The organism is Rhodococcus sp. IC4_135, from assembly GCF_011602025.1.
Lineage (GTDB): Bacteria > Actinomycetota > Actinomycetes > Mycobacteriales > Mycobacteriaceae > Rhodococcus_F > Rhodococcus_F baikonurensis.
This window is the reverse complement of sequence record NZ_JAAOLG010000005.1, coordinates 21,230-47,419: the sequence shown is the minus strand read 5'-3', so window position 1 is coordinate 47,419 and position 26,190 is coordinate 21,230. Positions and strand designations below refer to the sequence as shown.

Below are 26,190 nucleotides of genomic sequence, written 5' to 3'. Positions count from 1 at the left end.
AATAAAGGCGCACAGCAGGGAGGTTAGCGCGGCGCCATGCGGAGTGCGCCGTCCATGCGGATGGTCTCGCCGTTGAGGTAGTCGTGTTCGACGATCATCTGCGCGAGCTGCGCGTACTCGGACGGCTGGCCCAGACGCGACGGGAACGGAACGCCGGCCTCGAGGCCCTTGCGGTACTCGTCGGTGACGCCTGCGAGCATCGGGGTGTCGATGATGCCGGGAGCGATGGTGTTGACGCGGATGCCGAACTGCGCGAGGTCGCGGGCAGCCGGAACCGTCATGCCGTGCACGCCGCCCTTGGAAGCGGAGTACGCGATCTGGCCGATCTGTCCTTCGAAGGCGGCAACGGAAGCGGTGTTGATGACAACGCCGCGCTGGCCCGACTCGTCGACGGCCTCGGTCTTGGCGATGGCGTCGGCGGCCAGGCGCATGACGTTGAAGGTACCGAGCAGGTTGACGGTGATGACCGTGCGGAACAGCTCGAGGTCGTGCGGGCCCTTCTTGGACAGGATGCGTCCGGCCCAGCCGACACCGGCACAGTTGACGACGATGCGCAGCGGGGAGCCCGATTCGACGATCTGGTTGATCGCTGCTTCGACCTCTTCGCCGCTGGTCACGTCGGTGGGGATGAGGGTGACGCCGGCGGGGACGTTGTCGCCTGCGCGCTCGATCGACGCGGGCAGATCCAGGCCGAAGACGGTAGCGCCGGCGTCGGCGAGGCGCTTGGCTGTTGCGGCGCCCAGGCCTGATGCCGCTCCGGTGACCAGTGCTGCGGTTCCCTTGATTTCCACTTCGTGTGCTCCTCGAGTTAGCGATCGGTAAGGCGGTGGTGCGTGTCGAGAACCATAACGCGAGGGTGTATGTGAGGGCGAACGCGCAAGACCCGCGCCGGGCTGGGTACCTTGGACGCGAGGTCTGAGAGCAAAGCACCGGACGAGAGGGGACCTGCGTGAGCAAGGCGCCTGTGCGTCCCGCCGCTTCTGTCGAGAATTTCGAGCGGTTGCAGCGCGACCCGCTCTTCGAAGATCTTGCCGAGCTGATTGCCGAAGTTCTCTCCTACGCGTTCGACGCGCCCGCCGCCGTCGAGATCGAACAGTGGACGATCAGTTGCCTGCCTTCGACAAATCGATCGGCGGAGCGCCATCGCTTGTTCACTCTCAACATCGGTCCGATGGAGATTCTGAGCGTCGAGTGCCATCTGGTCGGCGGTGAGCCGATCGAGCACGTCATGTCCGTGTACGTTTCCAGTTCGGCATTGGAGTCGCGAACCGGCTGCAGCATCGAAGAACTCGATGCCAAGCACGATCTGGTCGCCATCAGACGCACGGAGTTGGCGTCGGCCGACGGCGACGGGACCGTGATCGACTGCAGTCTCGAGGACTCGGATGCGTTGGAGCAGTTTGCGCAACTGCCCGTCGACATGACGACGGTTCGTCCGCTCGCGGAGCATCTTGTTGCCAAGGGCAAGGGTCCATTTCGGCAGTACCACAACTCCGGGTTCGCCAAATATGTACTGGAAAGGTCACTCGACCATGGTTGATCAGTTGCCCATCCGGCTCCCGCGTGTGCTGCGAGACGGGGACGATGACGGCGCGGTCGACGTGCTGCAGGAATACTTCACGCGACCGCTCCGCAAGACGGGTTATCTGCGAACCGGCGCACTGTGGGATTCCTGGGATCCCAGTGGTAATCGCGATCGTGATGCAAACATCTTCACCGCAGAAGATCTTGTTGCGGTGACGCTTTTGTCGGTTCAGGTTCCGGCTCAGGGAGCCTTCTTTCTTCTCGGCGAGAACAACGCCGAGCTGAACCACCTTCTGGTCGACGTCGGACCGGATCGCGATCTTTCGGACGAAACCGAGCCCTTCACTCCGGAATCTCCCGTGTGTCGTTTGGAAACGGCGCTCCGAGAGATTCACGGCGTCGGGCGCACGATGGCATCCAAGCTCATCGCCCGTAAGCGTCCGCGGCTCTACCCGATCTACGACGACGTCATCGGGCGGGAGTTGGGAACGAAGGCTGCCCATCTGGAACCCGTACGAGAGGCCTTGTGCGACGGAGAGTTGCACGTGCGATTGCTCGACTTGCGCGTTCGAGCCGGACTGGGTGATGCCATTCCGGCGGTCCGGGTGCTGGATGTGCTCGCCTGGATGCAGGGGAAGGGATACAAACCGGCACTTTAGTTTCTGTCGGTGGGTGGGTCTAGTGTCGAATGTATGTTCGATAATCGATCGGCGGGCGGTGTGGGGACAGTCGTAGATGACGGCCGTCCTGTCGTCGACCCACTCGTGTTGCCGGACATGCTTTTTGCGACAGCGCAGAGTGAGAACATGCTCGCCGCGCAGAAGGTGCTCGGCGCATCGATGTTGTCGGAGTCGAGATTCAATGCGGAACTCGATGTGTCCGGTGATGTCGACAAGGCCTGGCGGATCGCGTGCAACGAGATCGCGGTCATGCTCACGTGCTCACGTCGTACTGCCGAAGTCCACATCGAGATCGGTGACGCCCTACGCGAGTTCCTTCCGCTCACCAGGGCGGCTTTCGCTGCCGGCGAGCTGGACTATGCGCGTGTGCGCAAGATTGTCGACGGGCTCACCGGGGCCGGCCCCGAAGCGATCGCAGCACTCGAGCGCCGAATACTTGCCTCCGCGCACCGTCTTCCGCCCGGTCAATTGGAGCGTGACATCGAACGTCAGCTCTTTGCCTACGATCCGGATGCTGCCGCCGAACGTCGCCGGAAGATGCTGGAGCACCGCGACGTTCGCACGCGTGCCGATCGTCACGGTCTGGCACTGTTGCAGGCAACACTCAGCGCCAGCGAGGCCGTCGAGGCGCTCGGCCTGATCAACGAGGCCGCCGGAAGCGTCTGCAACCACGATCCACGAAATGTCTCGACGCGCCGGGCTGACGCGCTGGTTGCTCTCCTACATGGCGAACAGGGGCTGACTTGTCAGTGTGGCAGCGAAACGTGCGAGGCAGCATCCACCCCAGCTCGATCGACTGCGCCCTCACGTCGGAAGCCTCTGCTGCACATCGTGTGTGACCTGGCGACGCTTCTCGGATTGACGTCAGATCCCGCGAGCATCGACGGATACGGGCCGATCGACCCCGATTTTGCTCGCGAGCTTGCTGCTGATTCCACCTGGCAGGCTTTGTTCGCCGACTTCCGCGCCCAGGCCGCCGGGAATCGACCGCGCCGACAACATGCTTCGACTGCGCTTCCGCTTGTCACCCGACGTGATCGCCTAAGTCGCGAACCGAAAGGCTGCGGAGATCGGATTCGGGCAATGCAACGGTTGGTCGCGAGAACCCCGGACATAGTTCGAAGGTCGGATGGTCATGGCGCCCAGCCCGATCCACCTCCCGGTGCGCTGACCTATGCTCCGGGAGCGGCACTGGCCGCCTTGGTGCGCGCCGTCGATGGTCACTGCCGGTTCCCTGGCTGTTCGGTGCCCGCAAACAGGTGCCAACTCGACCACATCACCGAATTCGATCCGTCCGATCCGCGGCGTGGTGGGTGGACCATTGCGAGCAACCTCCAATGCCTGTGTCGTCATCACCATCAGGTGAAGACATACAGGTTGTGGACGCCGGTGATGCTGGAGGATCGTGCCATTCACTGGACCGACAGCACCAGCGGGTTGACGGCTGTCACGGTTCCGGAGAGGCGCTGACTTCGAAGATGGTTTCCAGACCGTCTTCTTCGTCCCACTGCTCACCGACTTCGTTGAAACCGTACTGGCTGATCAGGTTTCGAGACGCAGCATTGTCCGGGCTGATGGTCGCTCGAACGATGTGCACTTCGGATTCGCGACTGGCGATGTCCAGAAGTATCTCGAGGGCAGTTCGAGCGTAGCCCTGGCGCCGGAACGCCGGGTCGATGCGATATCCGATCTCCACCATCCCGCGCGCATCGGGGCGGCCGTGAAATCCGGCCAACCCCACCGGGGCGGAGGTGCGGGCATCGACTGCGATGCGGGTGATCCACGCGCTGTCGAGGGGATTCTCTGCTATCTGCTTGCTCCGGTAGCGCCACAAGCCCTGGCATTCCTCGCCGAGGAGATACGGGGTCAGGAGGTTCGGCGCGAGTTCCATTGCGAGAGCCGCGTTATCTTCACCCAGCGCGTGGAGGGCAAGTGATGGAACCTGGATCAGTTGAAGTCCACGTCCGTCGAGTGCCCAGGGTAGTTCGGTGACTGTCACAGGTCGGCGATCGGAGTCGACAGAGTTATGTCGACGCCGATGCTCCTAAGATTGCCGTCCAGAACCTGCCAGATGGAACGCTCGAGGAACTCGGCCAATTCCGCACTGGTCACATCGGAACCCGGCTGACTGAGCCAACGGTTTACGCTGACGTCGACCAATCCGATCACGCCGAAAGCCAAGGGCTCAGCCATCTTCGACGGTTTGCCACGGCTGGTGAGGATCGCGCCCAAGAGGTTTCCCAATTGGACGGCGATGGCCGTCTTGGTTCCGGTCACCACCTTCGAACCGGTGGCCCGGGTGCTCGGCGAGCCCTTGCCTAAAAAGTGGTGCAGTCGTGGGTATTTCACAATCCACTGGAGGTAGGTCTCGACTGCCCGTGAGATGGCCTCGCCGACCGTGCCCTGCGGCGTGAGAGTGGGTGTCAGGTCGGTCATCATCATCTCGAGGATGCGGACTCGCAGCTGCTCGTCGAGGTCGGCTCGATCCTTGAAGATCCGGTAGACAACGGAACGGGGGACGTCGGCGCGCTCGGCGATCTGCTGGACGCCGACGTCGGCGCCGCCTTCGTTGACTGCATCGAGTGCTGCGTCGAGGATCCGCGCTTTGCGCTGCTCCTTGTGATCGTTCCAGCGAGTGCTGCGCCCGTCGGGCTGCGCCGACTCGGCTGTTTTTGTCATAAATCGAACGATACTCACCCCGCCATTGACTGGACAAGATGTCTCACATACTTTGGTGGGACAGCGTGTCACACACAGATACCGTTCTCTTCAGGAGTGGCAATGAGTAACAGGGTTTTTGTCGTCGGCGTCGGCATGACGAAGTTCGAGAAGCCGGGAGCCCGCGAGTGGGACTACCCCGACATGGCACGCGAGTCGGGTACCAAGGCGCTCGAAGACGCGGGTATCGACTACACCGAGGTCGAGCAGGCATACGTCGGCTACGTCTACGGCGAGTCCACCGCAGGTCAGCGGGCTGTCTACGAGTTGGGTCTGACGGGAATCCCCATCGTCAACGTCAACAACAACTGTTCGACGGGATCGACCGCGCTCTACCTCGCCACGCAGGCAGTCAAGAGTGGTCAGGCCGACTGCGCCTTGGCGCTGGGCTTCGAGAAGATGCAGTCCGGGTCCCTCGGATCCACCTACGACGACCGTGAACAGCCACTCATGCGGCACCTCCTCGCTCTCGCCGAGCTGCAGGAGTTTGCGATGCCGCCCGCTCCGTACATGTTCGGCGCGGCCGGCGTCGAGCACATGGAACGCTTCGGAACCACTGCAGAGCAGTTCGCGAAGATCGCCGTCAAGAACCACAAGCACTCACTGAACAACCCGTACGCGCAGTTCCAGGACGAGTACACCCTCGAGCAGATCCTCGAAGCACGCCAGATCCACGGGCCGCTCACCAAGCTCCAGTGCTCGCCTACCTCGGACGGATCCGGCGCGGCGATCATCGCCAGCGAAGCATTCGTCGAGAAGCACGGCCTCGCTGCTCAGGCGATCGAGATCGTCGGACAGGCCATGGTCACCGACATGAACAGCACCTTCGAGGACAAGAGCGCGATCAGTCTTGTCGGCGCGGACATGACCCGTAAGGCCGCTGAGAAGGTGTACGCGCAGGCCGGGATCACCGCCGACGACGTCGACGTCATCGAACTCCACGACTGCTTCTCCACCAACGAGTTGTTGACCTACGAGGCGCTCGGACTGTGCGCCGAAGGTGACGGCGGCAAGCTCGTCGACGCCGACGACACCACCTACGGCGGACGCTGGGTCGTCAACCCGTCCGGCGGCCTCATCTCCAAGGGGCACCCCCTCGGCGCAACCGGCCTCGCCCAGTGCGCCGAGCTCACCTGGCAGCTCCGCGGCACCGCCGACAAGCGTCAGGTCGACGGCGCGAAGGTCGCCCTCCAACACAACATCGGACTCGGCGGCGCAGTTGTCGTGACCGCATACAAGCCCTACGCACGCTGAATCACACCCTCAATCCGCTAGCTACCCACTAGGAGTTTCATCATGGCTTCCGTTTCCGTCTCCGCCGTACTGCCCGCATCCCCCGAGAAGACCTGGGATGCGCTCTCCGACCTGTCTCGTTGGGAAGAGTGGCTCACCATTCACCAGGGCTGGAAGAGTGAACTCCCCACCGAGGTTGCGTTGGGCGCCAAGTTCACCGAGGTCGTCTCCGTGATGGGTATGGCCAACAAGATCGAGTGGACCGTCGAAGAGGTCGAGGTTCCGAAGATGGTCAAGATTGCCGGTACCGGAATGGCCGGTGTCACCGTCGAATTCGTTCTCTCGGTCGAGGCCGACGGTTCGGGCTCGAAGGCAACCGTCGACGCCAGCTTCAAGGGCACCATGATCGTCGGACCGATCGGCAAGGCAGTTGCCAAGAACGCCAAGGCTGACCTCGAGGCCTCGCTGGCGAAGTTCGCCGAGTTGGTCGGATAACGCTCGATGACAACACCGAAGACCAACGCGGTCGAATTCGATACGTCCGGGCTGGACGTATGGACTGATCCGGAGCACTTCGAGGTGACGGCCGAGCGCATCGCCGAATATGCCGCTGCCACCAACGATCCCATCGAGCGACACCTGAAGGGCGAGATCGCTCCACCGGTCTTCGCGGTGGTACCCGTCTTCATGTCGATGGCACCGGCAGCGCTGTCGGTGGCACCGGTGGAACTGCTGATGAAGCTCGTTCACGGTGAGCAGGACTTCCTGTTCCACCGTCCGATCTACCCCGGCGACCATCTGGTGGCCCGGGCAAAACCCATCGGATTCGAGGGCCGTGACAACGGTTCCACCGTCGTCATCTACATCGAAACCAAAACCGACAAGGGTGAATTGGTCAACGAGCAGTGGATGACCGCATTCTTCCGCAAGGTCGACGCGGGCCCCGGACTGGGCGAGAAGGCTCCCGAACACCGATTCGACGACGCTCTTCGCGCGGGTAGTCCAGCAGCGGTGGTGAACCAGCACATCGACGAGGACCAGACGTTCCGGTACTCACCGGCTTCCGGCGATCCGATGCCGATTCACCTCGACGAGGAGATCGCTCGGATGTCCGGACTGCCTGGAATCATCAACCACGGACTGTGCACGATGGCGTTCACGTCGTGGGGAGCCCTGACCGAACTGGCGGGCGGCGAGACCGAGCGGTTGCGCCGTCTCGCAGTGCGATTCGCGAAACCCGTACTCCCGACCCAGGACATCGAGACGGTGTTCCACAAGTCGGGTTCGGCAGACGGAGCCACGTCGTACTCGTACGAAACCAGCGCGGTCGGTGACCTCGTCATCAAGGACGGCCTCGCGGTCATCGCCGACAAATGAGTCTTCATGTCCGACAACTGAACTGATGGGAATCTGAACTGATGGGAAGTCTCGACGGTCGCGTAGCGATCATCACCGGAGCAGGACGCGGCATCGGCCGTGAGCATGCGCTGCTCTTCGCTCGCGAGGGTGCGAGCGTCGTGGTCAACGATCTCGGCGGAGCAAACGACGGATCCGGCGCAGATGCCGGTCCCGCACAGCAAGTAGTCGACGAGATCGTCGCTGCAGGCGGCAAGGCCGTTGCCAACACAGACAACATCGCCACCTGGGACGGGGCGGAGGGCCTCGTCAAGCAGGCCGTCAGCGAGTTCGGTCGACTCGACGTGCTGGTCAACAACGCCGGCATTCTTCGTGACGCCTTCATCGCGGGCATGGACGAGAGTCAGTGGGACGCAGTCATCGCCGTGCACCTGAAGGGGCACGCGGCGACGCTGCACCACGCTGCCGCCTACTGGAAGGACCAGAGCAAGGCGGGAGAGACCGTCAATGCTTCGGTCATCAACACTGCGTCGGCTTCGGGTACGTTCATGCCCAATGCGGGCCAGGGTAACTACGGTGCCGCAAAGGCGGGCATCGCAGCCCTGACCTTGGTGGCCGCTGACGAGCTCGATCGATACGGCGTGCGCGTCAACGCAATTGCGCCGATTGCACGCACTCGGCTGACGCTGGCGACACCCGGCATGGGGGCACTGTTTGCCGCCGAGGTACCCGAGGGCGAGTTCGACGCCTTCGCGCCGTCCAACATCTCACCGTTGGTGGCCTATCTCGCGGCCGCGGACTGCAAGCTCACCGGCAAGGTGTACGCCGTTCAGGGCGGAGCCATCACGGAACTCGCCGGCTGGCACGGTGTGAACACCATCGAGAGCGAGGGTCCCTGGACCACCGCCGACCTCGCAGAACGTCTGTAAGCGCATGGCACGCAACGCATACGAACTCGGCCTCGGGCTGAGCGAGGAGCACACCGCACTCGCAGATTCGGTGCGCTCCTTTGCCGAGCGCACCATCACCACCGAGCAGGTGCGCGCTGCGGTGGAGTCGAGGACCGAGGACAAGTTCCCGCAGTTCTGGACGGCACTGGTCGGGCAGGACCTTCTCGGCCTCGCGGTTCCGGAAGAACAGGGTGGTCACGGCGCCGGTCTGCTGACCTTGGCGGTGGCACTGGAAGCATTGGGCCGCACTGTCTCTCCCGGCCCGTTCGTTCCGACGGTATTGGCAAGCGCAGTTCTCGGTGCCGCCGATTCCAAGGCGGGTCTGGAGTTTCTGCCCGGTCTGATCGACGGAAGTCGTACGGCAGCAGTCGCCTTGGGTGCGCCGTTGGCGGCCGAGTCGTCGGACGGCGGGTACACGATCACGGGCGCACTCGACGGTGTGCTCGGTGGTGAACACGCCGACGTGCTGCTGGTCCCGATCCAGTTGCCCGAGGGTGTTCGCTATGCGGTGCTCGAGAGCAGCGCGGTCTCGATCACCGTGCAGGACAGCATCGACGTGCTGCGCGGCAGTGCGCGGATCGAAGCTGACAATGTTCAGATCAGCGCCGAACGGATACTCGACGGTCTCACCGAGGCGCGGGTACGGTCCATTGCCGCAGTCGTTCTCGGTGCCGAAGACGTCGGCGTCATGTCCTGGTGCGTCTCCACCGCGTCGGAGTACGCCAAGACACGCGTGCAGTTCGGGCGACCCATCGGCCAGTTCCAGGGCGTCAAGCACAAGTGCGCGCAGATGGGCATTGCGCTCGAGCAGGCACGCGCCGTTGTGTGGGATGCGGCAAGCGCATTGGACAAGGGCGACGACACGGCAGATTTTGCCGCCGACATCGCCGCGGTCATCGTGCCGGACGCCGCAGTGCAGGTAGCGCAGGATTGTGTGCAGGTCCACGGCGGTATCGGATTCACGTGGGAGCACGACGCCCACCTGTACTACCGCCGCGCGCTCTCGATCCGCGGCATTCTCGGTACTCGCGAGGATCGTGCCAATCGTGTTGCGCAGCAGGCGCTCAACGGTGTCAGCCGGGCTTCCGTTCTCGAACTGCCGGCGGAGGCAGAGGAGATCCGCGGCGACATCGCGGCCGAGCTTGCCAAGTTGGTCGATCTCGACGAGGACGACCAGCTGATCGCGCTCGGCGACGGCGGCTGGGTTCAGCCGCACCTGCCGAAGCCCTACGGGCGCAGCGCCGCTCCGCTCGAGCAGATCGTCATCTCCCAGGAGATCAAGGCTGCGGGTATCTCGATGCCACAGCTCCTGATGGGCACCTGGGCAGTGCAGGCCGTCGTGGCGCATGGTTCGGACAAGCAGAAGCAGGAACTGGCAGTACCGACCCTGCAGGGTGAGCTGGTGTGGTGCCAGCTCTTCAGTGAGCCCGGTGCTGGTTCCGACCTCGCGTCATTGTCCACGAAGGCCGAAAAGGTCGACGGCGGTTGGAAGATCACCGGCCAGAAGATCTGGACCACGGTTGCGCAGTTCTCCGACTGGGCAATGCTGATCGCCCGCACGGACGCCACCAAGCCGAAGCATCAGGGCATCACGTACTTCGTCCTGGACATGTCGACGCCGGGCATCACCGTCCGACCGCTGCGTGAGATGACTGGCTCGGCGCTGTTCAACGAGGTGTTCCTCGACGACGTGTTCATCCCCGACGAGAACGTGGTCGGCGAGGTCAACGACGGTTGGAACGTCGCACGTACGACGCTGGCCGGCGAGCGCGTCGCACTGAGCCAGAAGATGGAGGCGTACGCCTCGGACTCCGATCTGCTGAAGTTCGCGAAGTCGGCAGACCTGAGCCCGATCGGTCGCTACCGCGTCGGCGAGCTGGTGGCCGAGAGCCAGGCGATCGACCTCATCGGCTCTCGCGTTGTGCTCAAGCAACTTTCGGGCATCGACGTGAGCACAACGTCGAGCGTCGGCAAGCTGTTGGCGATGAAGATCAGCCAGTCGATCGCCGAGTTCGTCGTCGCCGAACTGGGTGCTGCCGGAGCGGTCAGCATCCCAGGTCAGCCCAGCGACAAGGCGATGGAGCAGCTCATTTCGGGACGTGCCACCACCATTTACGGCGGCACAACCGAGGTGCAGCTCAACGTGATCGGTGAGCGCATGCTCGGGTTGCCGCGCGACTGACAGTATTGACCGGGTGGGGCTCAGTCCTGGATTCTTCTCCAGGGCTGAGCCTCTTCCAGTTCGAAGGCCAATTCGAGGAGCGTGCGCTCATCGCCGAGATCGGCGGAGAAATGCGAAGCCAACGGCAAACCGTTGCTGGTCTGATGCAGCGGTAGCGAAATCGCGGGGCCGCCGGAGATGTTGTTGAGCGGGGTGAACGACGTGTACGCGATCAACTTGTCGAAGAGTTCCTCGAAAGGCTGAGCGGGGGAGAGGTATCCGAGCTCGGGGGTGGTGTGCCCCAGAGCCGGCGAAAGCACGACGTCGTACTTCAAGAACATGGCGCTGTACTGCTGCTGGAGGCGTCGCAGGCGGTAGAGCACGCGCGGCGTCTTCACCAGGTTCTTCCGGTACAGCGAGTACAGGCCCTTGGTGAGGTTGTCGGTGCCGGACTTGTCGAAGTCGGGTCCGAGCATCCGTTTGCCACCGGTGGAGATGGCAAACGACAGGAATCCCCAGTAGATGCTGAAATCTTCGATGAATTCCGGGCCGACGGGCAATGCCGCGTCTTCGACGTGATGGCCGAGGCCGGCCAGGAGTTCGGCCGTGGCTTCGACGGACTTGCGCGTCTCGTCGTCGGTCTTGGTGACTGTCACGGAATCGGTGATCACGCCGACGCGCAGGCGGGTTGAGCTGGGTCCTTCGATCAGGCGAACCGGTGCGAGTCGTGGATTGCGGTAGTAACTTTCGGCCGCTGACATCCATCGTGCAGTGTCGCGAACCGTGCGGGTGACGGCGCCCTGAGCGATCAGCCGGATCGGCATCGACTTGTCGGCGGGATCGGCGATGGTACGGCCGCGAGTGGGTTTGAGTCCGACCAGTCCGCAGGCAGCGGCGGGAATGCGAATCGATCCACCACCGTCGTTGGCGTGCGCGATCGGGAGGACTCCGGCAGCAACCAGTGCGGCAGCGCCACCCGATGAAGCGCCGGACGAATACGCCGGGTTCCACGGGTTGTGGACGGGCTCTTCGGCCATGTATTCGGTAGACGCGCTGAATCCGAACTCGGGCAGCCGGGTCTTGCCGATCGAGATGGCCCCGGTGGAGAGGAACTGTTTCGCGAAATCGCTGTCGGCCTTTGCGGGGACCGCGGTGAAGGCGGTGCTGCCCTGCTGGGTGGGGAGGCCGGCGCTGTCGGTGTTGTCCTTGATCGCGGTGGGGACACCGGCAAAGACGCCCTTGGCGGGGCGGTTGCTTCTGGCGAGGGCACGGTCGAAATCGGTGCAGGCCAGGCCGTTCAATTGGCCCTGAACCGCCTCTGCCCGGGCGATCGACGCCTCCATGACTTCCCGCGCGGTCACCTCGCCCGATTCGATCCGGGCGGCGATGCCGGTGGCGTCGAGATCGCCCAGGGCGTCGTCGGTGAAGGCGTGGACGGGGGTGTTCGCGGTCATGGGGATCCTTGTCAGGCGGAGGCACTCAGGTCGTCCGTCCAGCATATTGGACGGACGACCCCTGAGTGGCGCTATCTGTGGATTGCGGTATCAGCTACCGAAAATCGTCACAGCCTGCTCGGCTGCTTGCGGCGCCTGCTGGAACACGCCCTGCGGAATGAACTGCTGGGGGATGAACTGCTGAGGGCCCAACTGCTGGAAGTTCGTGACCATCGGGTGAATGACGTTGTTGAATACATCGTTGAACATGTGTTGTGTCCTTCGGTTACAGCGTTTTTCGAACTTCTGACTCCACCGACACTAAGCACGGTTCTGGCGAGTTTCAACGAAAATCACTGATACACAGTCACGTTCAAGTTCATTGCCAGCTGGGGGCCAGGAATCGACGTTTGTTCACAGCTTCGACGCGGTGCCGTGCAGGTTCTTGGCCGTCGGGGATGTCTCGACGGATTTGGGGTCGGGATACGTGCCCAGTACGCGATCGGCCGTTCCCGCGGTGGTGACGGTGAACCAGTAGTGTTCGTTCTTGAAGTGATGGTTGCGATGGTTGCGCCAAACCGACCGGTAGAGAGCAGTTTTCGGCTTGTAGTCACTGTGGATGAGGAAATGAGTCCACTCGTAGCCGAGGCCGAGGACGGAAATGCAGGTCAGGAACGTCAGGCCGAGTTCGACGCGGGGAAATGCCAGGAGGGCGACGGCCGTCAGGACAGGAATCACGATCAGGAGTGTCTGCCACGGAATGAAGATGAGTGAGACGGTTCGCGGGGCGAAATGGTGCTCCCGATGGCTGCGCGCCAGGCGTGAATCGAGGGTGACGCCGGCAATGGTCCGCGGCTTCCAATGTAGAACGAACACGTGAATAACCCACTCCACGAAGGGGAATGCGGCAAGCATCACGAGTGGAACCAGTGCGTCGGTGATCTGCCAGTCGCCCAACGAGATGCGCGCCGCCGCGGCGGCCAGCAGCATGGTGCCGATCATCCACGGCGTCGGTGACTTGCGGAACGTCCGTGCGGCGTCGGCCAGAGTGAGGGGCTTGCTCATGGTTTCAGTCCTTCCAGGAAGGTGAGAGCGTCGCTGATCGCAGTCGTGCCGGTGTGGAGGAGCTGCGCTGCTGACGCCTCGGCGGTTGACTCGTCGTGTGAAGTGATGGCGGAAGCCAGTTTTCGATACAGGTCGGTCTGGCCGACTTCGGCGACCATGACGGAGGCAAGTGCAGTCATGGCCGGCTCGTACGCGGCGCGCAGGCTGTTGAAGATCAAGCGGAAGGCGATGGAATCCGCGCTGTCGACGACGACGTCCCAGAACACCAGAGCGCGGTCTTGCAACTCCACTGGATCTTCGGTGGCCCCTAGTTGATCCACGGCCGTGTCGAGTTTCCGGGCAGATTCTGCGGAGCTGCGACGGGCGGCCAGCACCGCGATCTGCGGTCCCATCAGTTCACGAGTTTCAAGTACGCTGCGCACGACGGTCAGGTCGGGGACGCCGTCTCTGACCAGCAACTGGGGGAGAAGTTCGGGTCCGGCCTGGCGTCGGAAATCACGCACCGACGTGGACTCGCCCTGGCGGACTTCTACCAGTCCGGCCTGGGCGAGCTTCTGGATTGCTTCTCGGACGGCGGGCCGGGAGACGCCGAACGCCTCGGCGAGTTTCCGCTCACTGGGCAGGGCTTCGCCTGCAGCCAGCTCTCCGGCCAGTACTTTAACGGAAATCTGGTCGAAGACTGCGCCGGAGGCCGAGGTACGTGCAACGGGTTGGAACATGTACTGACCGTAAACGCCCACTGGTGAGAGGTCAAGTGGTATTACCAGTGAACCTCACTTCAGGCTGCGGGTGATGTCCGTCAGCTTGTTCAGGAAGTCCGTGTAGGTGAGTGCGAATCCGACCTTGTCGTCGTAGTCGAGCGGTGCGACATTGCCGAGGGCCACGGCTGGAACACGATCCCACGCCGGGTTGCCCGGCCAGGAGTCGAGATTCTGGGCGACGACGACATCGGCGTCGGCGAGCACATCCGCATTCTCCCAACCGAATTCGGCGCTGTAGCCACCGACCGCGGCCGATTGGGCGGCGGTGATCGCGTCGTTGGACAGGATCGTGTAACCGAGTGACGACGCTACGTCGACGGTCAGGTTGTTCGGGGTGTTGAACACGAAGAACTTGTCCTCGATCAGCGAGACGAAGGCGATCGTCTTGGTCTGCGCGACGGAGCCGACGTCGTCGCGAGCGGCGCCGAGAGCATCTTCGTAGCGCGCCTGTGCTGCCGAGGCGGCTTCGGTCTTGCCCAGCAGTGCCAGTTGCTCGCCCATGAATCCCATAGGACCGCCGAGTGATTCGGTCTCCTTGTCGGGCGAGCTGCCGTCCTGGATCACCAGAACCGGTGCGATGTCCTCGAAAGTGAGGTTCTTCGACTTGTAGCTCTCGTACCAGCCGACGGAGATGAGGATCAGGTCCGGGTTGTAGCTCAGCACGTCCTCTTTGCTGAGATTGCCGCCCAGGTGCCCCGCATCGGCAGGGACCTTGGATGCGAGATGGCTCGACTCGTCGTAATCGAGGGCGACGATCGGGTATTCGGCGAGAAGTGCGAACTCGAGGGACGTCCGGGAGTCGATGACAACCACTCGCTGCGGGTCGGCAGGTATCTGGGCGGAGTACCCCGCGAAGCTGTAGTCGATGGTCTCGGTCGAAGGCGAGGGCTGGTCGTCGGACGAGCTGCACGAGGCGAGCGTGCCGATCAGGATCGCGCCGACCGCGAGCGCGATAGACCTGGCAAAACGGCGGCGGTGGTGCATTTGTGGTGTTCTCCAACGTGTTCGGGCAACATGGTTTGCCTTGCCTAACGACGCTAACGTGTCACCCGTGCGGGTTTGGTGCCATTCTGATGCGGTTTCGTGACAGGTGAGAACGAGCGGAAGTACGCGGCGGGGGTGTGGCCGATGACCTGCCTGAACAGGTCGATGAATGTTCCAGGGTTGGCATACCCGAGGCCGCGGGCCACGGCGACGACAGGTTTGCCTGCGGCGATCTCGATCAATGCAACGCGGACGCGCACCAGAATTCGCCATTGAGTGAGCGTCGTGCCGGTGTCGGCCTGGAAGCGGCGCATCAAGGTCCGGCCACTCACGCCGATGGTGCGCGCCCAGTCGGAAGTGGTGCGGTCGTCCGCCGGATCGGCGATGATCTGCCGGGCAATCGAAAGAAGGTCAGGCGTTCTCGGCAACGGAATGTCGAGACTCGCGGCCTGAACAGGATGGATGAGGTCGATTGCCACCTGCTGAAGCCGTAGTCGCTTCGGGTCGGGCATGGCGTTGTTCTCGTTGTGTAACAACACCTCCCGAAGTGCACCGGTCATGGGTATGCCGACCACTGTCGTCCGGTCGGCCTCGACATGATCCGGATTCAGGTACGTCGCGAAGATGACGGCGCCGTGATCGGAGCGAACTCTATGTGGCGTGCCTGCGGGTATCCAGATGCCGAGCATCGGCGGAACCATCCAGAGGTGTTCGGACGCTTCGAGTGTGACGGTCCCACCCGCCGACCACAGCAGTTCATGTTCGTGGTGGGTATGGAAATCCCAGACGCCCGTTGCCGTGCTCTCGAACCGGATGGTGCTGACGGACCACGGCTCCGCGACGATCCGGTCCGGGGTGGACACCGGCTCGTTCCACGTCGCCGGTTCCAGGGTCGGGGCTCCCCACAACATGATGCCGGAGAAGTCCTGTCGCGATGGCGTCACGAACCAAGAACGTACCGGCTTCCTGCCGTCGACCGAGGGGGCACGCGTATCCATGGCTCGATCGAAATAGTGGTTGGCCATGATGCTTCACCGAAACAGCGCAGGTGAGAGTAGTTTTAGGTAGCCCTAATTCGGAAGACCGTCAGGAAACCCATGACACCACTCCTGTTACCGACGCCAGATACCGATGCCGAGTTCGCTCGCATCACCGCTGCACTGACTCGTCGCGGCTTTCTCGGCGGAAGTGCCGCCGCACTGTCCATGCTCGCTCTTGCCGGATGTAGCAGCGGGGACGCCGGTGACGGTGCGGACGGCGAAACTAGGACGGTGCAGACCCACTACGGCCCCGTGGATGTTCCCGTCGATCCGCAGCGCATCGTCGCCGTCTCGTACAACACTCCGTGGCAGCTGCAGGCCGTCGGCGCCCAACCCGTGGCGACGCTCGACTACAGCGCGTACATCGACCAGTTCACGCCCGCGCAGCAGAAGTTCATCGACGGTTTGTCCTCAGTGGGGGTCTTTCTCGAGGTGAACCGCGAAGCGGTCGTCGCTGCTGCGCCCGATCTCATCGTGGGCGATGCTTACGAGATCGACGAGGACATGTTCCGCGAGCTCTCGAAAATTGCTCCTACAGCAGTGTATTCGGGCACCAATCGATCGGACTGGCGTACCGTCGCCGAGGGAGTGGCAGACGCGGTCAACAAGGGTTCGGCTCTGACATCGAACCGCGAGAAATACCAGGCGATGCAGGAGCGAATCCGCACCGAATACTCCGCTCAGCTTCGGGGCAACCGTTGGGCCCAGGTCGCAATCGGAGGCTCGGAAGGACTCTTCTCGATTCTGTATCCGACCGGCGTCACGGGAGCGATGCTCGCCGACCTCGACGTGACCCGCGGCGAGTTCATCCCTGATCTCAATCCGTCCACCGGCTTCGAGGCTTTTCCCTTCGAACAACTCGAAATGCTGCGGGACGTCACCGTGGTGATCTACCCCAAGCAACCCGACGGAACCGATTCTGCGGGAATGAAATCCATCTTCGCCAACCCGCTGTGGAGCCGCATTCCTGCGATCGCGTCCGGGCAGTCATTCGGAATCAGCACACAGGTCACCGACTACGGCACAGCGATCAATTGGCTCAGCGAACTCGAATCCGGCGCCTTGGAGGCACTTTCATGACATCACTTCTCCTACCTACATCCGACACCGATGCCGAGTTCGCTCGCATCACCACTGCACTGACCCGGCGAGGTTTTCTCGGCGCCGGCGCGCTGGCCGGGATCGGATTGCTCACGGCCTGTGGAACCAGCTCCGGTGAATCTGCCGAGGGCTCGATGCGCACCATCAACACTGCTCTGGGCCAGATGGAGGTTCCCACCAATCCGCAACGGGTGGTCAGCGCCGATTACTACACGGGCCCCGCGATGTTCGACGTCGGATTCACACCCGTCGGACTGCCGGTCGACTACGAGAACGCCGACGGTGTCCCGGAACCGTACGCGTCTGCGCTGCGGTCCCTCCCGAAGGTGGGGCGTTGGTACGAGCCGAACGCCGAGGCGATTGCGGCTTTGTCTCCCGACTTGATCGTGATGACCAACCTGCTGTCGGAGAACAACCCGGATCTCTACGAGCAGATCCGGTCGATCGCCCCGACCGCGGTTTTTGCCGAAGACGGGCAGTACGCGTGGAAGGAGCGCGCCCTCGGAGTCGCGGACGCGCTCAACCAGAGCGCGAAGGTTCAGGAGTTGGCAGATCGTTACCAGGCGCGGATCGCCAAGTTCCGTAGCGACAACGCTGATGTGTTGAGCAAGGTGAAGGTCGTCTACACCACGTACTTCGAGGAAAGTGGCTTCTCGCTGTACTCGCCGACCAAGTATCAGACGACGGTCATCAGCGAAGCCGGGTTCCAGTTCAACGACCGCTCACTCGCAATCCCTGCCGGCAGCAACGAGTGGTTCCCGAAGGAGCAGTTGGAGCTGCTCGACGAGGCCGACGTCATCATCACCAACAGTGGCAAGGGTCCCATCGACGAGAAGTTGGCGAACGACACCATCTTCCAGCGTCTGCGCGCCGTCAAGAACGATCAGGTGTATTCGTTCGACTACGAGGGCGTCGCGTCATTCGGTTGGGCCCTGACGTTCCTCGAGCAGTTCCAGCCGATCGCCGAGGAGATCAGAGCCAAGCTCTGACCTCCTCAGCGATCAAGAGGAAGCCGGCGTCACCACATCCAGTCTCGGTTGATGCTTCTCGGTGTATGCCCACGGGCGGATCTTCTCCAGTGCTTTGCCGATCCGGAACACGGTCGGTTCGTCGTAGGTGCGGCCGACGATCTGGACGCCCGTGGGAACGCCGTTGTGTGCGTGTCCACTGGGTACCGCCAATACGGGGCACCGATTGGCGACGTTGAACGGCAACGTGAGAAGTGCTTCGGCGGTGGTGTTCACGTGCTGGCCCGCCACAGTGAGGCCGTCGAGCAAAGACTCGCCTGCCGGGAACGCAATGGTGCCCGAAGTCGGGCAGATCAGCGCATCGAAAGGAGCCATTGCCTCGGCGAGCTCTCGTTGCATCTGCGTTTCCTTGCGGAGGCCGTCCAGAAATGACATTTCCGCAGCGCCCTTCGACGTGATCGCGACATTGTCGAGCGTGTAATCGGCAAGAAGATCACCGTGGGCGCGAGCAACTTCCGCGACGGATGCCCCCATGATCGTTCCGAAATGCACCTTCACCGCTGCCGCCATCGAATCGCGAGTCCACGGCAGTTCGATCTCCTCGACGATCGCTCCTGCGTCGACCAACGACTGCGCGAGCGCCCGTGTATTCGCCTCGATGTCAGGTTCGATGGGGAAGTCACCGAGCCGCAGGCACAGGGCAATTCGCATTCCCTCGACCGACGGGTACTCGTGCGGCAGCGTGATCGCCGGCCTCAGCGAAGAATGATCACGCGGGTCCGGCCCGATCAGAACGTTGGCCAACAGAATCGCGTCGTCGACAGTTCTGGCCATGGGACCGTCGCCGCGGTAGGAATCCATGGAGAGCGGGGCGACCCCGGGAATGCGTCCGTACGACGCTTTGAGGCCGACGGTGCCGGTGAAACCCGCCGGGCCTCGAGTCGACCCACCGATATCGGATGCTGTTGCCAGAGTGGTAGTTCCGGCGGCCAGCGCAGCGCCCGCTCCTCCCGAGGAGCCGCCAGGGCTGTACTCGAGGTTCCAGGGATTACGAGTCACCCCCCACAGTGGAGAGTGGGTGAACGCCGCAACGCAGAACTCCGGCGTCGTCGTGCGGGCATGGATCAGGCCGCCTGCTGCCAGAACTCGATCGATCACCGGCGCGTTCTCGCGGGCGATGTTGCCGCGCCCAGCCAGTGAGCCCTCGGTCAGTGACTTTCCGGCGATGGCATGTTTTTCCTTGGCAGCTACCGGAATTCCCTCCAGCGGCCGCGGGTCTGGTCCTTGGCCGCCGTAGCGGCGCTCTGCCTCCCGAGCGCCGACGAGTGCCTCGTCGAACATCTCCTCGGTGAAAGCATTGATGTGCGGTTCGAACTTCTCCGTTCGGGCGACTACTGCTTGTAGCAGTTCGACCGGAGACAGTTCTCGCGTGCGGAAGTGGGCAATCGCTTCGGTGGCGCTGAGGTAATGCAGTTCGTCTGTCATGACGTTATCTCCCTGGAGGGGTGTTGGTAGGAATCACGCGCTTCGTGCAAGGGCACCCAACGCGGCAGCAGTCATGGCCGTGACACCTTCGGGTAGAGCCGCGGACGGATCGGGCGCAAAGCGCGGTGAATGATTCGACGGCGTGCCGGGAGGAATCCGTCCCTCGGCGAGCGCGGCGAGGGCAGTTTCGTCGAAACTCTGAAGCGCGGTCCCGCCGAAATGCCAGAATACGGAGGGGCACTGGGCGGCAGTGCCGAAGACGCCGAAGTCCTCGCTGCCTGAAAGCGGTTGCGGCAGAGTGTACATTCCCAACCCGGCCCGGCGTAGGTCCGACATCACCGTGGACGTTGCGTCCGGAGTGTTGACCGTAGCCGGAAAGCCGTTGTACGCATGAACGTCCGGCTGTTCGACGGCGCCGGCTCCGTCCGCTTCTGCACGAGCGATCCGTCCCACCGATTCGAGCATGTGTTCGCGCGACGATGCGTTGAAAGTTCGCAGGCTGAGCAGTAGTTCGGCGTCGTCGGCGATGATGTTCGCAGCTGTGCCGGCGTGCAAGGCTCCGACCGTGAGCACGGGTGCTGTCGGAGTTGCCGCCTCATGAGCGACCAGACCTTGAATGCGCAGCGCGAAAGATGCTGCCATCAACAAGGGGTCGATGCATGCGTACGGCGAGGACGCATGGCCACCGCGGCCGTGAAAGACCACTCGAATCGTGTCGGATGCGGCCATCAAGATGTCGGGTTTGCTGACCAGTATCCCCGCAGGAGTCGGCCCCACGTGTTGGCCCAGGCAGAGGTCCGGTCGCGGGAAGCGGTCGAAGATTCCGTCGTCGACCATCGCACGAGCGCCGGAGCCGGTCTCCTCGGCAGGCTGGAAGACGGCAACGATTGTCCCCGTGATCGCTGCCGGATCTGCGGAAAGCGCTGCGCACGTGGCAAGTAGCGCGGTTACGTGGACGTCGTGTCCACATGCGTGCATCACGCCATCCGTCTGGGAGGCGTAGGACAGACCGGTGTCTTCTGCCACCGGCAACGCGTCCATGTCGGCGCGCAGCAGGATCACCGGACCGCTGCTCCCCGTGAGTACTCCGACGACACCCGTACCGCCGACCCCGACAGTGACGTCCCAGCCGCCGATTCGCCGAAGTTCCTCGGCAACGATTGCAGCAGTGCGAGTTTCGTCACCGGACAACTCTGGGTGTGCATGCAGGTCCTGGTACAGATCGAACCAGTGCGGCTCGACGGTTCGCAGCCGCGACGGGTCTCCGAATTCAAGGTTCGAAAGTAGTTGGTTCATGGTCGATCTTCTTTCGATGGTGGTGTTCAGTTGGCGATTTTCAGTTGAACGAGGTCCAGCATTTTCTCGCGGGTCTGGGGTGCTGCCATAACCGCGATGATCGCCACGACTGGCCCGAGCGCGAGCGATACGAATGCCGCTGACCAGGAGAGATGGTCGACGATGAATCCGAACACGAGCGGCGCGACTATTCCGGCGACCATGCCGCCGAAAATGATCATCGACGAGGCTGCCCCGACCACCGACGAGGGCAGGGCCCGCAGTGGTAGTGCAAAACACGGCATGAAAGCGAAAGAGGCAGCGGCAGATCCGAGGGTGACGAGAACGACGAACAAGGCTGTATTGGAGACGAAGGGTATTGACGCGAGCATGACTATGCACGCGAGCATGGACGGGATCACGACGATACGACTGTTGCCTGCCAACCGATCCGAGATCCGCCCCCCGATGACCGTGGTCACGGCGGCCACGACCGTTGCCGGGATGAGGAGGAGACTTGCGCTCGAGAGGGCGATTCCACGTTCGTCGTGGAGGTAGGACGGAACCCAGGACGACATTCCCCAGATCACGAAGTCGTACCCGAAGAACATCAAGGCGAAGAGCCACATCGCTCGTGAGCGAAGCACGGTGCGCATGTTGCTCCACGAGGAATCCGGACCGCGGTCGATCTCCGCCGGCAGTGCGGGCGGAAGCCACAACTTGATGCTGACGAGCGACAGTACTCCGAGCACCGCGACGGCCAGAAACATCCCACGCCAGCCGATCAACGGGAGGAGTGCTGCCGCAACGACAATGGCGAGCAGTGTGCCGACCGCGTTGGAGCTGTTCATCCAGCCCGTGGCAGTGGCCCGTTGCTCCGGGATGCTGCGTTCGGCAACGAGCTTCACAGCGGCGGCTGGAAACACGCCCTGCGCGAGTCCGAAGAGAAAGCGAACAACCAGAAGCGTCCCGAAGGACCACGCAAGAGCGGTGAGGCCGGTGAAGACACTCCATGCCACCAATCCGATCAGTGCCATCCGGACTGCGCCGTATCGATCGGCGAGCAGTCCACCGGGCAGCTGGGCCAAGGTGTACGCGATGAAGAACGTGGAAATGATCAATCCGCGCTGGGAGTAGTCGAGATCGAACTCTTCACCGAGCAGGGGTAGAGCGAGATTGATCGCGAGCCGGTCTATGTAGTCGATCGCGTAGGCGACGAACAGCAGCGCAACCGTGACTTTCGTGGAGCGAAGCACCGAGCCTCCAAACGTGAACCTGTGAAGTGATTCACATATCTTTGGCAAATGCGCAGTGATCAACGGTCAGAATGCAGCAATCCGGCAATACTGGACCGATGAAGCCGGAATCCGACACATTTGTGATCGCGGAATCTGACCTGGAGATCGTCAACGCACTTCAGCTCAACCCCCGCGCGTCGTGGACTGAGCTGGCGTCGGTACTCGACATGGATTCGACGACGATCGCCCGGCGGTGGCGTCGTCTCGTCGCCGACGGCCATGCCTGGGTGAACGCGGTTGCCATCGGGCGAGCCCACATCTTCGGCTATCTGATGATCAGTTCCACCCAGGACTCGGTTGCCGAGGTGGGGGCGCGGTTACGTCAACTGTCCTGTGCCTATCTGTTGGCCAGGACGGAAGGCGAGTTCGAGTACTTCGTCGGTGTGGTGGCCGCCGATCAGAAGAGTTTGGACGCTTTGGTGTGTGAGCACCTTGCTGCTGATCTTGGAATTCTGTCGATCAGAAGCCGGGTCGGGGTGAAGGTGTACCGAGACGGCTTCAGTTGGGAGCCGGGGGCTCTGGGGCAAGCCGGTCGCGCTCAGCTGGCACCGGCATCGACAAAGGCGGCGGAGGCACCGGCAGTGTTCCGCGAGTCCGACGGTGTCCTGTTGGATGCGCTCGGCCGCGACGGACGTGCCAGCTATGCGCGCCTGGCCGCGATCTGTGAAACGAACGAGACCGCGATTCGACGGCGCCTGGCGCAACTGACCGCGTCGCACCAGTTGATCTTTCGTTGCGATGTATCGCAACAGGCCGTCGGCTCACCGTTCGAAGTGATCTTCGACGTCGCTGTGGACGGCTCCACCGACGAACTCGGCCAACTCGTGTCGAGTTGGCCGGAGACCCGGCTGCTGGTGGCGACCACCGGAACAGCCAACATGTTGATCAGCGTGTGGCTGAGCAGCCTCGCACAGAGTCTTGTCGTCGAGGATCGGCTACGTCGAATCGGTAATGTGCGGATCCTCGATCGACGTGTCTCGCTGTACCCGATGAAGCGGTTCGGGCAGCTGCTCGGACCGAGTGGGGTGGCAGAAGGTCATGTGCCGGTCGCGATTTGGGGTGCCGGCGACATGCTTCGTTGAGCCTCAGTCGATCGGGGTCCGGTTGTCGTCGACGAGGTGCGTATCGGTGTCGGTTGCACGGGAGCGCTTCCAGATCATCCGAGCCAGTGCACCCACCACGGACACGGCCAGGACAACGCCACCGCCGATGATGCCGGCCGACGAGTCCGGGAAGATGCCCTCGAGCAGAAGCCAGACACCGAAGACGAAGAACAGCACCGCGGCGCCGATCTTGATGAATCCATCCGGAAGGTGCTTGCCCAGCACCGAGCCGACGATGATGGCGAGAGCGTCGGCCGCCACCATGCCTACCGTCGACCCGATCCAGACGCCGATCCAGTCGTTGTCGGTCGCAAGGGTGATGGTGGCAAGCATGGTCTTGTCGCCGAGTTCTGCCAGGAAGAAGGCCGAGGCGACGGCAATGAAGGCGGATCGCGTGACGCGACCGGCCTTGCTTTGCTCGTCGTCGGTGAGATCGTCACCGCGTAGGGTCCAGAGGCCGAAGATCAGGAACGCGATACCGCCGACGATGGAGATTGCCGCAGTCGGAAGCGCGACGCCCAGGTAGTGACCCACGGCGACCGAAACCAGGTGAACAAGAGTGGTGGCGACGGTGATACCGCCGAGAACAACCCACCAGCGATAGCGCAAGGCAAACGTCATTGCCATCAGTTGCGACTTGTCGCCGAGTTCCGCGACGAAGATGACGCCGAAACTCAAAAGTATTGCGGCAAGCAAGATTTACTCCTCCGGTCGGTGTGGGTCGGAGGAAAAATGCGAGCCTCCGGCCTGGGCAGGCGCAGTGGGTGCGCTTGTCCGGCCGAAGGTCTCGCCCACCGAGGCCTCAGGACCTTCGGTTCGCCAGGCCGGGTGCTTCGCGATCCGCACATGACGGAGCGCGTCGAACCAGTATGTCGACACAGGCGATTGGGGGCTACTCCCCTTCGTTGCCACCCACGTTAGCGCGGTCGAAACGAATTGGCAAAGCGCACAGCAAGTTTGGGAGTCCGAACTTATCGCTTACCGAGACCGTCACGAAGCGAGGAGCATGGCCAAAACAGCGGTGTCGGGATCGCTGATCGGATCGATGCCGACGCGACTGATCATGGAAACGACAGTGCCGTCCGGCTCTGCTTCGACCCACGCCGCCCGATGCTCCAAACCCAGGTAGGGAAGGCCGGGAAGTAGTACACATCCCGATGCGCTGCCCTCGCATTCCGGCAGGCTGGGCGTGGTTTCCGACGGTGGGTGCAGCATGATCAGTGCCGGTGGCTGATGATCGGAGAAGCGGCCGGGCGTCAGGGCGAAATCGCCCAGCACCGGCCCCTCGGCAACCACCAGACCGACGGTGCCCGGCTGCGGGTCTTCGGGAACGTCCTCGCGAACCCCGAAGACCGTCGTCGTCGGCAACAAACCCGGCATCGAGGCCACTCGGACAGCCAATGCGAGAAGCTGCGCCCACTCCTGGGTGGTGTCCGGCCAACGACCGGAAATGACGAACCCCTGCAACGATCCGGCTGCCTGGAACGGAGAAATGCCTATTGCTTCGTTTCTGTTCATTTCTGTTCCTCCCTCGGTGCTGGGGCAAATCTCGGGCAGACGCGCATGCGTCGGTCCGGCACACCTCGTTGGGTAATCGAAATATGCACCCATTCGGTACTGGCACACAAGACAGGGAGAGTGCCAGCCAGGTTTGCGCTGGTGAGGGCGGTGGTATGCGCAGGCATGACTCTGTCGAAGAACCGTTCTCGGCTGGAAGACCTGGCGACGCAGGCGTGGATCTTCGGATATCCACTGTTGATTGCGGCAGTATCGCGGGATGTCATGACGGCGGTGCCTTCGCCGGTGGCGATGAAAGCCCCGCTCAACCAGTTCGCTTACGCGCGAACGACGCCGGATGCGTCCTTCACCGATGTCGTCTCACCCAATGCGGACACTCTCTATTCGTCGGGGTGGTTGGACGTGTCGACGGAACCGCAGGTGCTCTCACTGCCGGACTTCGGCACGCGGTACTGGCTTGTACCCATCCTCGACGCGTGGAGCGACGTGTTCACGGTGCCGGGATCTCGGACGGTGGGGCGGACCGGAGGACCGTATCTGGTAGCCGGGCCGGATTGGAAAGGCAACGTGCCCAAGGGTTTGACGCTGCTGCGTTCTCCGACGGCGATGAACTGGATAGTCGCTCGCTACGCGACCGCAGGGGGAACGGATCTGGCAGAAGTGCACAGCCTGCAGGACCGGACGCGACTCACTCCTCTGTCGGAGTGGACGGGTGACCCACAGGACTACACGCCCGGGGAAGTGCCGGTGAACCCTGCCGTCGACACGCGCACACCGCCGGTGGACCAGGTGGCCGCAATGGACGGCGAGGCCTTCTTCACCACTCTCGATGCACTTCTCGACGACAATCCTCCGCGTCCGGAGGACACCGAGATGATGAAACAGCTCTCCGACATAGGAATCGGCTCCTCGTTGCCCTGGAAGTCGCGTCCGCAAGAGGTGCGTGATGCGCTCGACCGAGCGGCGCGAACCGGGATGGACGTGCTCAGTGAGATCGCCAAAGAGGCCGAGGGCAGTCCGAAGAACGGGTGGACGATGCACCGCGGCTTGGGGCATTACGGAACTCATTACGCTCAGCGTGCTCTGATCGTCTGGCTCGGTTTCGGGGCCAACCTCGACGCTGATGCCGTGTACCCGCACGCCACCACGGACGTCGACGGGAAGCCGCTGACCGGCACGAAGAAGTACGTACTGCATTTCGAGAAGGACGAGCTGCCGCCGGTCGAGGGATTCTGGTCACTCACCATGATGAACGAGCGACAGTTCTTCGTGGACAACCCGATCGACCGATACGCCATCGGAGATCGAAGCGATCTGGTGTTTGCCGACGACGGTTCCCTGGACATCTACCTCCAGCACGAATCGCCTGGTGGTGAGAAGGAGCGGAACTGGCTGCCGGCCCCGTCCGGTGACTTCAACGTTTTTCTGCGCCTGTACTGGCCGAAGGCTGCAGTCCTCTCGGGATCGTGGACCGCGCCCGGTATTCGGGAAGCAAATATCCGGGAAGCAGGCTGAAGGTCCTCTCGCTTCGTACCCG

26 protein-coding genes are annotated in these 26,190 nt (G+C 62.8%); 12 read left to right on the top strand and 14 right to left on the bottom strand.

Features of this window, described 5'->3' with window-relative positions; translation table 11 throughout:
- Positions 1–23: 23 nt before the first annotated feature.
- Positions 24–791, bottom strand: a complete 768-nt coding sequence (locus G8767_RS12205) for an SDR family NAD(P)-dependent oxidoreductase (protein WP_003944195.1) — start codon at positions 789–791, stop codon at positions 24–26.
- A gap of 158 nt (positions 792–949) precedes the next feature.
- Between G8767_RS12205 and G8767_RS12200 the strand changes: the two genes are divergently transcribed.
- Genes G8767_RS12200 through G8767_RS12190 form a run of 3 tightly spaced genes read left to right on the top strand, consistent with a single transcriptional unit; the run spans position 950 to position 3,674 of the window.
- The gene (locus G8767_RS12200) at positions 950–1,540 is read left to right on the top strand and encodes a hypothetical protein (protein WP_166810289.1); all 591 of its coding nucleotides are present in this window, start codon (positions 950–952) and stop codon (positions 1,538–1,540) included.
- Positions 1,533–2,183 (top strand): DUF6308 family protein, encoded by a 651-nt coding sequence (locus G8767_RS12195; protein ID WP_166810288.1) that lies wholly within the window; start codon positions 1,533–1,535, stop codon positions 2,181–2,183. The genes G8767_RS12200 and G8767_RS12195 overlap by 8 nt, the downstream gene beginning before the upstream one ends.
- A gap of 33 nt (positions 2,184–2,216) precedes the next feature.
- The gene (locus tag G8767_RS12190; protein WP_166810287.1) at positions 2,217–3,674 is read left to right on the top strand and encodes an HNH endonuclease signature motif containing protein; all 1,458 of its coding nucleotides are present in this window, start codon (positions 2,217–2,219) and stop codon (positions 3,672–3,674) included.
- Here the strand turns inward: G8767_RS12190 and G8767_RS12185 are convergent.
- Both G8767_RS12185 and G8767_RS12180 read right to left on the bottom strand, forming a co-directional pair.
- A complete protein-coding gene (locus G8767_RS12185; protein ID WP_166810286.1) occupies positions 3,652–4,203 on the bottom strand; it encodes a GNAT family N-acetyltransferase in 552 nt (183 codons plus the stop codon). The genes G8767_RS12190 and G8767_RS12185 overlap by 23 nt on opposite strands.
- Positions 4,200–4,883: a TetR/AcrR family transcriptional regulator gene (locus G8767_RS12180; protein ID WP_095969427.1), complete on the bottom strand. Its 684-nt coding sequence runs from the start codon at positions 4,881–4,883 to the stop codon at positions 4,200–4,202. Before G8767_RS12180 ends, G8767_RS12185 begins: the two co-directional genes overlap by 4 nt.
- Positions 4,884–4,985: 102 nt before the next feature.
- Here G8767_RS12180 and G8767_RS12175 point away from each other — a divergent pair, with 102 nt between their 5' ends.
- Genes G8767_RS12175 through G8767_RS12155 form a run of 5 tightly spaced genes read left to right on the top strand, consistent with a single transcriptional unit; the run spans position 4,986 to position 10,643 of the window.
- Positions 4,986–6,176 (top strand): lipid-transfer protein, encoded by a 1,191-nt coding sequence (locus G8767_RS12175; RefSeq protein ID WP_007735955.1) that lies wholly within the window; start codon positions 4,986–4,988, stop codon positions 6,174–6,176.
- Between the two features lie 42 nt (positions 6,177–6,218).
- A complete protein-coding gene (locus G8767_RS12170) occupies positions 6,219–6,650 on the top strand; it encodes an SRPBCC family protein (RefSeq protein WP_095969428.1) in 432 nt (143 codons plus the stop codon).
- Positions 6,651–6,656: 6 nt separating this feature from the next.
- Positions 6,657–7,532: a MaoC/PaaZ C-terminal domain-containing protein gene (locus G8767_RS12165; RefSeq protein WP_166810285.1), complete on the top strand. Its 876-nt coding sequence runs from the start codon at positions 6,657–6,659 to the stop codon at positions 7,530–7,532.
- A gap of 41 nt (positions 7,533–7,573) precedes the next feature.
- Positions 7,574–8,440, top strand: a complete 867-nt coding sequence (locus tag G8767_RS12160) for an SDR family oxidoreductase (RefSeq protein WP_007735961.1) — start codon at positions 7,574–7,576, stop codon at positions 8,438–8,440.
- A gap of 4 nt (positions 8,441–8,444) precedes the next feature.
- Positions 8,445–10,643 carry an acyl-CoA dehydrogenase gene (locus tag G8767_RS12155; RefSeq protein ID WP_166810284.1) on the top strand — a complete coding sequence of 733 codons (2,199 nt, stop codon included), beginning with the start codon at positions 8,445–8,447 and terminating at the stop codon, positions 10,641–10,643.
- A 20-nt stretch (positions 10,644–10,663) separates the two neighbouring features.
- On the opposite strand, the gene G8767_RS12150 is transcribed toward G8767_RS12155, so the two are convergent.
- The 6 genes from G8767_RS12150 to G8767_RS12125 form a co-directional block, all read right to left on the bottom strand.
- On the bottom strand, positions 10,664–12,076 hold the full coding sequence (locus G8767_RS12150) for an amidase (protein ID WP_166810283.1): 1,413 nt from the start codon (positions 12,074–12,076) through the stop codon (positions 10,664–10,666).
- 90 nt (positions 12,077–12,166) lie between these two features.
- Positions 12,167–12,325, bottom strand: a complete 159-nt coding sequence (locus G8767_RS12145) for a hypothetical protein (protein WP_003944172.1) — start codon at positions 12,323–12,325, stop codon at positions 12,167–12,169.
- 144 nt (positions 12,326–12,469) lie between these two features.
- On the bottom strand, positions 12,470–13,120 hold the full coding sequence (locus G8767_RS12140) for a sterol desaturase family protein (protein WP_095969432.1): 651 nt from the start codon (positions 13,118–13,120) through the stop codon (positions 12,470–12,472).
- Positions 13,117–13,839, bottom strand: coding sequence for a GntR family transcriptional regulator (locus G8767_RS12135; protein ID WP_166810282.1), 723 nt, complete (start codon positions 13,837–13,839; stop codon positions 13,117–13,119). Before G8767_RS12135 ends, G8767_RS12140 begins: the two co-directional genes overlap by 4 nt.
- A gap of 54 nt (positions 13,840–13,893) precedes the next feature.
- Positions 13,894–14,865, bottom strand: a complete 972-nt coding sequence (locus G8767_RS12130) for an ABC transporter substrate-binding protein (protein ID WP_166810281.1) — start codon at positions 14,863–14,865, stop codon at positions 13,894–13,896.
- 53 nt (positions 14,866–14,918) lie between these two features.
- Entirely contained in the window at positions 14,919–15,809 is an 891-nt protein-coding gene (locus G8767_RS12125; RefSeq protein WP_253252804.1) for an AraC family transcriptional regulator, read from the bottom strand.
- A gap of 153 nt (positions 15,810–15,962) precedes the next feature.
- On the opposite strand from G8767_RS12125, the gene G8767_RS12120 reads away from it, so the two are divergent.
- Entirely contained in the window at positions 15,963–16,985 is a 1,023-nt protein-coding gene (locus G8767_RS12120; protein WP_166810280.1) for an ABC transporter substrate-binding protein, read from the top strand.
- A complete protein-coding gene (locus G8767_RS12115) occupies positions 16,982–17,995 on the top strand; it encodes an ABC transporter substrate-binding protein (RefSeq protein WP_166810279.1) in 1,014 nt (337 codons plus the stop codon). Before G8767_RS12120 ends, G8767_RS12115 begins: the two co-directional genes overlap by 4 nt.
- Positions 17,996–18,007: 12 nt before the next feature.
- Here G8767_RS12115 and G8767_RS12110 read toward each other — a convergent pair whose 3' ends face one another.
- Genes G8767_RS12110 through G8767_RS12100 form a run of 3 tightly spaced genes read right to left on the bottom strand, consistent with a single transcriptional unit; the run spans position 18,008 to position 21,990 of the window.
- Complete coding sequence (locus tag G8767_RS12110; RefSeq protein WP_166810278.1) at positions 18,008–19,459, bottom strand: amidase; 1,452 nt, start codon at positions 19,457–19,459, stop codon at positions 18,008–18,010.
- A 33-nt stretch (positions 19,460–19,492) separates the two neighbouring features.
- Positions 19,493–20,755 carry an amidohydrolase gene (locus G8767_RS12105; RefSeq protein WP_166810277.1) on the bottom strand — a complete coding sequence of 421 codons (1,263 nt, stop codon included), beginning with the start codon at positions 20,753–20,755 and terminating at the stop codon, positions 19,493–19,495.
- Positions 20,756–20,781: 26 nt separating this feature from the next.
- Positions 20,782–21,990: an MFS transporter gene (locus G8767_RS12100; RefSeq protein WP_095969440.1), complete on the bottom strand. Its 1,209-nt coding sequence runs from the start codon at positions 21,988–21,990 to the stop codon at positions 20,782–20,784.
- Positions 21,991–22,088: 98 nt separating this feature from the next.
- Here G8767_RS12100 and G8767_RS12095 point away from each other — a divergent pair, with 98 nt between their 5' ends.
- Positions 22,089–23,114, top strand: coding sequence for an Lrp/AsnC family transcriptional regulator (locus tag G8767_RS12095; RefSeq protein ID WP_166810276.1), 1,026 nt, complete (start codon positions 22,089–22,091; stop codon positions 23,112–23,114).
- 3 nt (positions 23,115–23,117) lie between these two features.
- Here the strand turns inward: G8767_RS12095 and G8767_RS12090 are convergent, their stop codons facing one another.
- Positions 23,118–23,831: a TMEM165/GDT1 family protein gene (locus tag G8767_RS12090; protein ID WP_166810275.1), complete on the bottom strand. Its 714-nt coding sequence runs from the start codon at positions 23,829–23,831 to the stop codon at positions 23,118–23,120.
- A gap of 294 nt (positions 23,832–24,125) precedes the next feature.
- The gene (locus G8767_RS12085; RefSeq protein ID WP_003944138.1) at positions 24,126–24,653 is read right to left on the bottom strand and encodes a hypothetical protein; all 528 of its coding nucleotides are present in this window, start codon (positions 24,651–24,653) and stop codon (positions 24,126–24,128) included.
- A 165-nt stretch (positions 24,654–24,818) separates the two neighbouring features.
- On the opposite strand from G8767_RS12085, the gene G8767_RS12080 reads away from it, so the two are divergent.
- Positions 24,819–26,168, top strand: coding sequence for a DUF1254 domain-containing protein (locus G8767_RS12080; RefSeq protein WP_166810274.1), 1,350 nt, complete (start codon positions 24,819–24,821; stop codon positions 26,166–26,168).
- Positions 26,169–26,190: the final 22 nt, after the last annotated feature.